This is a genomic window from Amycolatopsis sp. NPDC059021 (assembly GCF_042739895.1).
Lineage (GTDB): Bacteria > Actinomycetota > Actinomycetes > Mycobacteriales > Pseudonocardiaceae > Amycolatopsis.
On the sequence record NZ_JBHYIQ010000085.1, the window covers coordinates 20,930 to 31,586 of the forward strand.

General features: G+C 69.1%; 7 protein-coding genes. 2 read left to right on the plus strand and 5 right to left on the minus strand.

Annotated features, from left to right (window positions below):
* Window positions 1-92 precede the first annotated feature (92 nt).
* Complete coding sequence (locus tag ACFWX1_RS35995) at window positions 93-1,256, minus strand: steroid 3-ketoacyl-CoA thiolase (protein ID WP_378394266.1); 1,164 nt, start codon at window positions 1,254-1,256, stop codon at window positions 93-95.
* Between the two features lie 247 nt (window positions 1,257-1,503).
* On the opposite strand from ACFWX1_RS35995, the gene ACFWX1_RS36000 reads away from it, so the two are divergent.
* Window positions 1,504-2,730 (plus strand): cytochrome P450, encoded by a 1,227-nt coding sequence (locus ACFWX1_RS36000; RefSeq protein WP_378394267.1) that lies wholly within the window; start codon window positions 1,504-1,506, stop codon window positions 2,728-2,730.
* Between the two features lie 502 nt (window positions 2,731-3,232).
* Here the strand turns inward: ACFWX1_RS36000 and ACFWX1_RS36005 are convergent.
* From ACFWX1_RS36005 to ACFWX1_RS36020, 4 genes are all read right to left on the minus strand, one after another.
* On the minus strand, window positions 3,233-5,461 hold the full coding sequence (locus tag ACFWX1_RS36005; RefSeq protein WP_378394268.1) for a GH92 family glycosyl hydrolase: 2,229 nt from the start codon (window positions 5,459-5,461) through the stop codon (window positions 3,233-3,235).
* A 221-nt stretch (window positions 5,462-5,682) separates the two neighbouring features.
* Window positions 5,683-6,846 carry a thiolase domain-containing protein gene (locus ACFWX1_RS36010; protein ID WP_378394269.1) on the minus strand — a complete coding sequence of 388 codons (1,164 nt, stop codon included), beginning with the start codon at window positions 6,844-6,846 and terminating at the stop codon, window positions 5,683-5,685.
* Window positions 6,843-7,895 (minus strand): thiolase domain-containing protein, encoded by a 1,053-nt coding sequence (locus tag ACFWX1_RS36015; protein WP_378394270.1) that lies wholly within the window; start codon window positions 7,893-7,895, stop codon window positions 6,843-6,845. Before ACFWX1_RS36015 ends, ACFWX1_RS36010 begins: the two co-directional genes overlap by 4 nt.
* A gap of 8 nt (window positions 7,896-7,903) precedes the next feature.
* Window positions 7,904-8,893 (minus strand): Zn-ribbon domain-containing OB-fold protein, encoded by a 990-nt coding sequence (locus ACFWX1_RS36020; protein ID WP_378394271.1) that lies wholly within the window; start codon window positions 8,891-8,893, stop codon window positions 7,904-7,906.
* Between the two features lie 88 nt (window positions 8,894-8,981).
* On the opposite strand from ACFWX1_RS36020, the gene ACFWX1_RS36025 reads away from it, so the two are divergent.
* The gene (locus ACFWX1_RS36025) at window positions 8,982-10,544 is read left to right on the plus strand and encodes an acyl-CoA synthetase (RefSeq protein WP_378394272.1); all 1,563 of its coding nucleotides are present in this window, start codon (window positions 8,982-8,984) and stop codon (window positions 10,542-10,544) included.
* The last annotated feature ends 113 nt before the right edge of the window (window positions 10,545-10,657 follow it).

Genomic DNA, 10,657 nt, shown 5'->3' on the forward strand with positions numbered 1-10,657 from the left:
GGGGCCCGCCGGATCCCCCGCCCGCGGCACCCCCCGCCGCTGGACCGGGCGCGTACCGGCGGCGGGGCGCCCGGCCGGAACGCGCACGAGTTCTAGAGGCGTTCGATGATGCTGGCGGTGGCGAGCGCACCGCCGGCGCACATCGTCACGAGCGCGGTGGAGGCGTCCCGGCGTTCCAGTTCGTGCAACGCCGTGGTGAGCAGCCGCGAGCCGGTGCTGCCCACCGGGTGCCCGAGCGCGATGGCGCCGCCGTTGACGTTCACGCGCGACTCGTCCGGGCCGTGCACGCGCTGCCAGGACAGCACCACCGACGCGAAGGCCTCGTTGACCTCGAACAGGTCCGGGTCGCCGATGGTCATCCCGGCCTTGGCGAGCACTCGCTCGGTGGCGCGGACCGGGCCGTCGAGGTGGTAGTAGGGCTCGGCGCCGACGAGTGCCTGGGCGACGATCCGTGCGCGTGGCCGGAGGCCGAGCGCCTTCGCGCGGCCGGCGTCCATGAGCAGGAGCGCGGCGGCGCCGTCGGAGATCTGTGACGACGTGCCCGCGGTGTGGATTCCGTTGTCCAGCACCGGCTTGAGCTTCGCGAGCCCGTCGACGGTGGTTTCGCGCAGGCCCTGGTCGCGGTTCACCAGCCGGGTCTCCCCGGTCGGGGTGCCGTCCTCGCCGAGGACGGGCGCCTTGACCGGCACGATCTCGCGGTCGAAGTGCCCGGCGGCCCACGCGGCGGCGGCCTTGCGCTGCGACTCGGTGCCGAACCGGTCGACGTCCTCGCGGGTGATGCCGCGGCGCTCGGCGATGCGTTCGGCCGCGCCGTACTGGTTGGGCATGTCGATCGACCACGACGACGGCCGCGGGGTGCCCGCCTCGGTACCGCGGTTGGCGCCGAGCGGCACCCGGCTCATCGCCTCGACCCCGCAGGCGATCCCGGTGTCGATCGCGCCGGTCGCGATGAGTCCCGCGATGAGGTGCGCGGCCTGCTGCGCGGAGCCGCACTGCGCGTCGATGGTCGTCGCGCCGGCGGTCTCGGGGAGCCCGGCGTGCAGCCACGCGGTGCGCGTGACGTTGTTCGACTGCTCGCCCGCCTGGGTCACCGAGCCGCCGATGAGCTGCTCGACGAGTTCCGGCTCGATGCCGGCCCGGTCGAGCACGGCGCGCTGCGCGGCGCCGAGCAGTTCGGCCGCGTGCAGCCCGGCCAGCCACCCTCGGCGCTTGCCGATCGGGGTGCGCACGGCCTCGACGATCACTGGCGTGCCCATGCGTGTCCCTTTCGTCCGTCAACACCGTTCACCCGGCCAAAACTAGAACATGTTCCTATTTTTGGCAAGGGCGGGCAGCATTGACGCTATCTGGATCTTGATCGAGTGAGCGCTCGCTCACCTGCGGCTCTGTCGGCCACATCGATAAAGTTAACAGGTTTCACTGAATCCTCTTCCCTTGGTTAACGCCGTATGCTCTAATCCCCTCTAGAACGTGTTTCATCGGCGAACCGCGTAGGAGGCACCTGTGGCAGCTCCGCTGATCCCCGCCGGTTTCGACTTCACCGATCCGGACCTCTACGCGAATCGGCTGCCGCTGGCCGAGTTCGCCGAGCTCCGGCGTACCGCACCGGTGTGGTGGAATCCGCAGGCCCGCAACACCGCCGGTTTCGGCGACGACGGCTACTGGGTGGTCACGCGGCACGCGGACGTCAAGGAAGTCTCGCGGGACAGCCAGCTCTACTCGTCGAGCGAGAAGACCGCGATCATCCGGTTCGACGAGAACACCACCGACGAGATGCTCAACGCCAACCGTCTCGTCCTGCTGAACATGGACGCGCCGCAGCACACGAAGCTCCGGCGCATCGTCTCGAAGGGCTTCACACCGCGCTCGATCTCCCGGCTCGAAGACACGCTGCGTGACCGCGCCGAGCGAATCGTCGCCGAGGCGAAGAAGAAGGGCGCGGGCGACTTCGTCACCGACGTCGCCTGCGAACTCCCGTTGCAGGCCATCGCCGAGCTCATCGGCATCCCGCAGGAGGACCGGCTCAAGATCTTCGACTGGTCCAACCAGATGATCGCCTACGACGACCCCGAATACGACGTCGAGCCGGTCGCCGCCTCCGCCGAGATCCTCGGCTACGCCTGGAACATGGCCGAGGAACGGCGAAAATGCCCGATGGACGACATCGTCACCAAGCTCATCCAGGCCGACGTCGACGGCGAGTCGCTCGCCTCCGACGAGTTCGGCTTCTTCGTCATCCTGCTCGCCGTGGCCGGCAACGAAACCACGCGCAACGCCATCACCCACGGGATGAAGGCGCTGCTGGATCACCCCGAGCAGTGGGAGATCTACCGCGACCAGCGCCCGAAGACCGCGCCCGACGAGATCGTCCGCTGGGCCACCCCCGTCGTCGCGTTCCAGCGCACCGCCACCCGGGACACCGTGCTCGGCGGCCAGGAGATCCACGCGGGCGACCGGGTCGGCATGTTCTACAGCTCGGCCAACTTCGACCCCGACGTCTTCGACGCCCCGGAACGGTTCGACATCCTGCGCGAGGACAACCCGCACGTCGGTTTCGGCGGCACCGGTTCGCACTACTGCATCGGCGCCAACCTCGCCCGGCTCGAGATCGACCTGATCTTCAACGCCATCGCCGACGTCATGCCCGGCATCACCGAGGCGGCCCCGCCGCAGCGGCTCCGCTCCAGCTGGCTCAACGGGATCAAGCACTACCCGGTGAACTACGGCTGACTCCCGCAAAGGGCCCGAGACCACGGTCTGGCCGGGTCCGTGGCGAAGTACGCCGAAACCCGGGGCGTCGCGTCGGCGGGTTTCCCGTCGGCGTGACACCCCGGGCGATGCTGTTGCCCGGCCCGGTGCTCAGTTTCCCCGCGGGGGCGGTGTGGTTCCGCCACCGTGAGGCGGCGGTGTGGTCCCGCCACCGTGCGGGGGCGGTGTGGTCCCGCCACTCCCATGAGGCGGAGGGGTGGTCCCGCCACCGGACATGCCGATCGCGCAGCAGTAGGTGTCCGCTGCCGCGGAAGCCGGGGCGAGGACGGCGACGCCGACGAGAATCGGCAGCGTGGCGACAAGGCCCGCGATCGTCTTGCGAAGCATGGAATGCCTTCCAGTCAAGGAAAAGTGCGATCCTGCCGAACGTAACAGGAGGCGCCGGGCCAGCCGGTGAGTCAAGTCTTTCGGTTACGCGTCTTGACCGGACGTCCTGAGAACCACGGAATCAGGAGCCTCTTCGTCACCGGTGGCCGGGTGGGGTGCCGTCGCCACCCCACGGCTGCGGCTCGGCGCTCATCGCGAACCGCAACTCGCCGCCTCCGGTGAGATCACGCTGGCTCAGGAACGGCCGGGTAATCGGTTTTCCGTTGAGCCGCAACGATTGCACGTATGGCTTGTCCGCGGCGTTGCCCGGCGCCGAGACCACCAGCGGACGCCGGGAGCCCGGCAGCCGCACCGTGACCTTCCGGAAGAACGGGCTGCCCACCGCGTACTGGTCGGACGCCGGGTTGACCGGGTAGATCCCCAGCGAGGACAGCAGATACCAGGACGACATCTGCCCGCAGTCGTCGTTGCCGGTCAGCCCGTCCGGCCGGTTCGCGTAGTTCGCCGCCGCGATGCTCCGCACCTGTGCCTGGGTCTGCCACGGTCGTCCCGCGTAGTCGTACAGATAACCGATGTGATGGCTGGGTTCGTTGGTGTGGTTGTTGTGTCCCTCGGCGAAGTGCCTGTCCAAGAGCGACAGGAACTTCTCCTTGCCCATCAAGGAGATCAGGCCAGGGACGTCGTGCATGACGTCGAAGCTGTAGACCCACTGGTTACCCTCGGTCCAGCCGCCGTCCGCCCACGAGCCGTCGAAGTTCCGCGACTGCATGAAGCCCGTCGAAGGGTTGTAGAGATTCCGGTAGTTCTTGCTGCGGTCGAGGAAGAACTTCGCGTCGTCGGTCTTCCCGAGCGCCTTCGCGACCTGGGCCACGGCCCAGTCCTCGTAGGCGTAGTCGAGGGTTCGGGAGCCCGCCTCGGCGGTGCGGTCGTTCGCGACCCAGCCGTTCTGTTTGTACGTCGTCAGCCCGGCGCGAGCCTCGACCGGCGTTCCCTCTTCGCGATCGGAGAAGCGTAGTTCGGTGTCCCGGTCGGGCGGGGTCGTCGCGTCCTTGCGGACGGCTTCGTAGGCCAGGTTCCGGTCGAATCCGGTGAAGCCCTTGGCGATCGCCTCGGCGATGATCGAGTCCGCGTTCGTCCCGACCATGATGTTGGTCTCGGTGGGATTCTTCCACATCGGCAGCCAGCCGCCCTCGCGGTAGTCCTGCAGCATCGACGTCACCATGTCGTCGACGCGCTCGGGCGCGAAGAGCGTCAGAAAAGCGTTTTCGGCGCGGAAGGTGTCCCACAGCGAGTAGCTGGTGTAGCTCGTTCCATTATGGACTCTGTCGTCGTACGCGCTGTAATACTGGCCATACTCCGACATCTCGGAGGGATACTGCAGCGCGTGGAACATGCTGGTGTAGAACGTCGCCAGCTGGTCGGAGGTCGCGCCTTCGATGTCGACGCGGTCGAGCTTCTCGCTCCACGCCGCCTTGGTGCGCGCCGCGACGCGGTCGAATCCCCGCGGGTCCGGGGCCTCGCGGTACAGGTTCTCCCGCGCCTGGTCGACCGAGATGAAGGAGGTCGCGATCCGGACCTGCACCTGCCGCGCCGAGGAAGGGAACCGCACGAACGCGCCGAGCCCGGCGTCGGTGCGGCTCCGTTCCCCTTCGTGCACCGTGGAGCCGGTCGACGTCCCGTAACCGGTGAACGGCGTGTCGAAACTCGCCACGAAGTAGCCCTTGAAATGCGGCGCCTTGAACGGCCCGAGCTTCGCATCCTGCCGGTCGGGGTTGTAGCCGGTGATCTCGCGCCGTGCCGGATCGATCGTGACCCCGCCGGTGATGCCCGCGCGCGTCGCGTCCAGCACGAAGTTCGGCGAAGAATCCGAGGGGAAGCTGAACCGCATGACGCCGATGCGCGACGTCCCCGTCAGCTCGGCGCCGACGGTCTTCCCGCCGCCCGCCTGCATTTTGACCGCGTACTTCTGCGGCGATGCCTTCTCGTCCGCGTGGGTGAACGGCATCGCCCGCGCGTCGCTGCCCGGCTTGACGTCGCCGATCCCGGGCATTCCGGACACGTAGCCGTAGTCGCCCATCCAGATCGCCGGCTGGTGGGTGCCGATGAACCCGGTGATCTTCGTGTCGTCGTGGTGATACGGCAGGCGGCTGACCCAGTTCTGCCGCGTCATCGGCGACCACCGCGTCATCGCGAACGGCGGCGCGGTGCTCGGGATCATGCCGCCGTACTCGCTCGGATCCGTGCCCGTGGTGCCAATCATCGGGTTCACCAGGTCGACGTTCGACGGCCGGGGATGCGCCGCCGCCGGCACGGCGGTGACGAGCGGGAGCACGAGCGTCGCGGCGAGGAGCAGGCGGGCACGCATGGGCAAGCCTCCCAGGATGTTGACATCGTTGTCACATGCGGCGAACCGTCAACATGTACCCGGGATTCTCGGAACGTGTCAAGGATTTTCGGACCTGGCACGGCGAACTCGCGTACCCCGAGGGTCGGCTCACGTACCCAGGGAGCCGGTTCGCCAACCGACCCTCCAGGTACGCCAACCGACCGTCCGGGTACGCGAGTTCGCGTTCTGGGTACGCGGGGTCAGGAGCCGGGTTTGGCGGAGCCGACCACCCACATCGAGAAGTACTGCGACCCGCCGCCGTAGGCGTGGCCGAGCGCGACGCGGGCGCCGTCGACCTGGTAGTCCCCGGCGCGGCCCATGACCTGTTTCGCGGCCTCGGAGAACCGCAGCATCCCGGACGCGCCGATCGGGTTGGACGAGAGCACGCCGCCGGACGCGTTCACCGGCAGCCGCCCGCCGAGCGCGGTGTCCCCGGCCTCGGTGACCTTCCAGCCCTGGCCCTCTTCGGCGAACCCGAGGTTCTCCAGCCACATCGGCTCGAACCAGGAGAACGGCACATAGATCTCCGCGACGTCCACTTCGGACAGTGGGTCGGTGATGCCGGCTTCGGCCCACAACGCGGCCGCGGCGTCGCGCCCGGCCTGGGGGTTGACCTGGTCGCGGCCGGCGAACGTCGTCGGCTCGGTGCGCATCGCGGTCGCGTGCACCCACGCGGCGCCGCCGGGGACGGCGTCGCCCGCCGCCTCGTCGCCGATCACCATCGCGCAGGCGCCGTCCGAGGACGGGCACGTCTCGTCGTAGCGGATCGGGTCCCACAGCATCTGCGACGCCTGCACGGATTCCACCGTGATGTCGTCCTGCTGCAGATGCGCGTACGGGTTGAGCGCGCCGTTGCGCCGGTCCTTCGCCGCGACGATCGCGCCGATGTGTTCGGGCGCCCCGGACCGCCGGATGTAGGACCGCACGTGCGGCGCGAAATAGCCACCCGCCCCCGCGCCCACCGGCATCTGGAACGGCGGCAGGATCGACAGTCCCCACATCGCGTTCGACTCGGACTGCTTCTCGAACGCCACCGTCAGCACGCGCCGGTGGATCCCGGCCTGCACGAGCGACGTCGCCACCAGCGCCGTCGACCCGCCGACCGACCCCGCGGTGTGCACGCGCAGCAACGGTTTCCCGTTCGCGCCCAGTGCGTCGGCGAGGAACAGTTCGGGCATCATCACGCCCTCGAACAGGTCCGGCGCCTTGCCGAGGACGACCGCGTCGATCTCGTCCCAGCCCACCTGCGCGTCGAGCATCGCGCGGTCGATCGCCTCGCGCAGCAGGCCCGGCATCGACACGTCGGTGCGCTTGGCCTTGTGGTGCGTCTGGCCGGTGCCCAGCACGGCCGCGAGCTGCTTCATCGTGCCTCCAGGGTCGCGACCAGATTCTGTTGCAGCGCCGGGCCACTCGTCGCGTGGGCGAGGGTCTTCCGCGCTTCCCCGGACAGAATCCGGTTAGCCGCCTCGCCGATGCGGGCGAGCCCGGCGGCGAACATCGGGTTGCCGGTCAGCGCGCCGCCCGACGGCGTGATCCTGACGCCGTCGCCGAGCCCGAGCGCGTTCCGCAGGATCAGTTCCTGGTGCGTGAACGGCGAATGCAGTTCCGCGACTTCGACACCGTCGAGATCCAGTGCCGCGGCGGCGGATTCGGTCGACGGCGACCGGGTCAGATCCCGCGCGCCGAGCACGGGGGAGTCGACGCGGTGCTCGATGCCGGTGAGGATGGCCGGGCGCTCCGCCAGGTCCTTCGCGCGCTCCGCGGAGGCCAGCACGATCACCGCGGCGCCGTCGGTCACCGGGGCGATGTCGTGGGCCCGCAACGGATCCGCGACGTACGGCGTGTCGAGCAGATCCGCGACCTCGGCCGTACCGGACAGCTGCGCGGCCGGATTGCCCGCGGCGTCCGCCCTGCTGCGGGCCGCCACCTCGGCAAGGTCCTTTTCGGACCACAGCCCGGCGTCGAGCCCCAGCCGTGCCTGGATGCCCGCGATGGACACCGAATCCGGCCACAGTGGAGCGACGACGTACGGGTCGAGCTGCAACGCGAGCACGCGGCGCAGCGTTCCGGCACTCGACTTGCCGAAGCCGTAGACGAGCGCGGTGTCGACCTCGCCCATCCGGATCTTCAGCCAAGCCTCGTACAACGCCCACGCTGCGTCCATCTCGACGTGGGATTCGTGGATCGGCGGGAACGCGCCGATCGCGTCCACCGCGGCGATGAACGAGAAGGCGCGTCCGGCGAGGTAGTCCGACGAGCCGGAGCACCAGAATCCGATGTCCTTTTTGGACAGCCCGGTGGCGGCGAAGACCTCGGCGAAGATCGGCACGAGCATTTCCACGCCGTTGGTGGTGCCCGGGGTTGCCCGGACGTTCGGGGCCTGCGCGAACCCCACGACGGCGACGTCTGGCATCAGGGACCTCACAGGTGATGGGCGAAGGATTCGTACGGCGCGTCCGGCTCGCCGGTCGGCTCGAAATGGCTGATGTTCTCCAGCGACGTCCACCAGTCCTCACGCGGTTTCCAGGCCGCGCGGACCCGCATCCCCATCCGGACGTCGGCCGCGTCGCAGCCGAGCACCAGGTGGAGGAAGGCGATGTCGGCGCCGTCCAGCAGGATGTACGCGGCGACGTACGGCGGCTGGATCCGCTGGCCGAGGAACGGGACGTTGACGATGCAGAACGTCGTGACGATGCCGGTGTCGGGAAGCTCGACCTCTTCGGTGGTCGGCACGCCGTCGGTCGGGCAGGCGCCGCGCGGCGGGATGTAGACCTTCGCGCAGGCGGGGCAACGTTGCCCGATCAGCCGTCCTTCGGCGAGTGCGCGCAGGTAACGGCTTTCCTCCGGGGACGCGGAATGCCGGTAGCCCAGGTGCACCGGGGTGATCACGACGGCGACGGGGGCGTCGTCCTCGCGTTTCGCGACCGGTGGCGGGTCCTCGGTCGGAGTGGTGTCGGGGGAGTCCGCGGGCAGGAAGTACGCGATGTCCCGGATGTGCCCGACGGTTTCGTCGGCCCACCGCACGCGGACCCGCTGTCCGGTGTGGACGTTCTCCGGCGTGCCCGCGTCGACCGCGTGCAGCAGCGCGGTGTCCGCGCCGTCGAGCCGGATGAGCGCCCACGCGAACGGGCGGCTCAGCGGCTGGCCGTCGAGAGGTTCGGCGCACCACGACCACGAGACGACGGTGCCCTCCTCGGCGACCGGGGCGAATTCGTCCAGCGGTGCCGCGGTGACCGGGTCGTATTCGACCGGGGGTACGTGGATCCGTCCGTCGCTGCCGCGGACGCCCTCGATCCGGCGCTCGCGCAGGGAGTTGACGAACCGGCCGAGCACGGGCCCGGTCGATCGGGTGTAGTCGAAGCCGATGTCGAGCGGGGCCGACAAGGGGGTCTCGGATGCACTGGCCGTCACGTTCTGAGTGAAACACGTTCTCGAATTCACGGCAAGAACCTGCTGGCGGTGTATTGCCGACGAGTGGAACGCGTTCTAGATTTGCGGTATGTCGACGACTGCCGCGAAGACGCTCGGACTGTGGAACATCGCCGGGGAGCAGCCGGAGCTGCCCGCCCTGATCGACCCGGACGGCCGGGCGGTCGGCTATGGCGAGCTGGCCGCCAAGGCGAACAAGTACGCGCTCGGTCTCGAGGCGCTCGGCCTCGAAACCGGCGACGTCGTGGTGCTGTTGCAGCCGAACAGTTCCGAACTGGTCGCCGCGTACTTCGCCGCGATCCAGTCCGGGTTGTACATCGTCGTGGTCAACTGGCACCTCGTCGGGCCCGAGATCGCCTACATCCTCACCGACAGCGGGGCGAAGGCGTTCCTCGCGCACGAACGGTTCGCCGAAACGGCGGTGGCCGCGGCGGACGAAGCGGGCATCCCCGCGTCCGCGCGATTCGCCGTCGGCGACGTGCCCGGCTTCCGGCGCATCGAGGAACTCGGCGCCGGCGAAGGCGACGGCAGGCCGGAGCGGCGCACGGCCGGGTCGCCGATGCTGTACACCTCCGGCACGACCGGCCGCCCGAAGGGTGTCCGGCGTCCGCTCACCGGCGCCGATCCGGACCAGGTGCCCGCGGCGTCGACGTGGTTCTTCGGCGTGTTCGGGATCCAGCCCTTCGACAACCACGTCCACCTGTGCGGTTCGCCGCTGTATCACACGGCGGTGCTCAACTTCGTCGCGATCTCGCTGCAGCTCGGGCATCCGGCGGTGCTCATGGACCGCTGGGACCCCGAGGAGATGCTGCGGCTGATCGAGCGGCATCGGGTCACGCACAGTCACATGGTGCCGACCCAGTTCCGGCGCCTGCTCGCGCTGCCCGGCGACGTCCGCGCGAAGTACGACCTGAGTTCACTGCGGGTGATGATCCACGGCGCCGCGCCGTGCCCGCTGGAAGTCAAGCGCCGGATGCTCGACTGGTGGGGCCCGGTGGTCACCGAGTACTACGCGGCGACCGAGGGCGGCGGCACGGTGATCAACGGGGAGGACTGGCTGCGGAAGCCGGGCTCGGTCGGGCTGCCGTGGCCGGGTTCGACGATCAAGATCCTCGACGACGACGGGAACGAGCTGCCGGCGGGGGAGACCGGCACGGTGTACATGAAGATGGGCGACTCGAAGTTCGAGTACCACAAGGACAAGGCGAAGACCGAAAAGGCCAGGGTGGGCGATTTGTTCACGCTCGGCGACGTCGGTCATCTCGACGAGGATGGCTATCTCTTCCTGCACGACCGCAAGGCGGATCTGATCATTTCGGGCGGCGTCAACATCTATCCGGCCGAGATCGAGGGCGAGCTGGTGATGCATCCGAAGGTCGCCGACGTCGCCGTGTTCGGCGTCCCGCACGAGGACTGGGGCGAGGAGATCAAGGCCGTCGTCCAGCCCGCCCCCGGCGTCGAACCCTCCGACGACCTCACCGCGGAGCTGCTCACCTACGCCGCCACCCGCCTCGCCAAGTTCAAGCTGCCCCGCAGCGTCGACTATCTCGACGAACTCCCGCGCGACCCCAACGGCAAGCTCTACAAACGCCGCCTCCGCGCCCCCTACTGGGAAGGCCACCCCGTCCCGTAACGCGAGTCCCACATTCAGGAGCCCGAGTCCCACACTCACGACATCGAGTTTGGCCCGACGCGCGGCCCCCGCGGCGGAGCGAGGGTGGTAGACGGGGGGGGGCACTTGGTGGG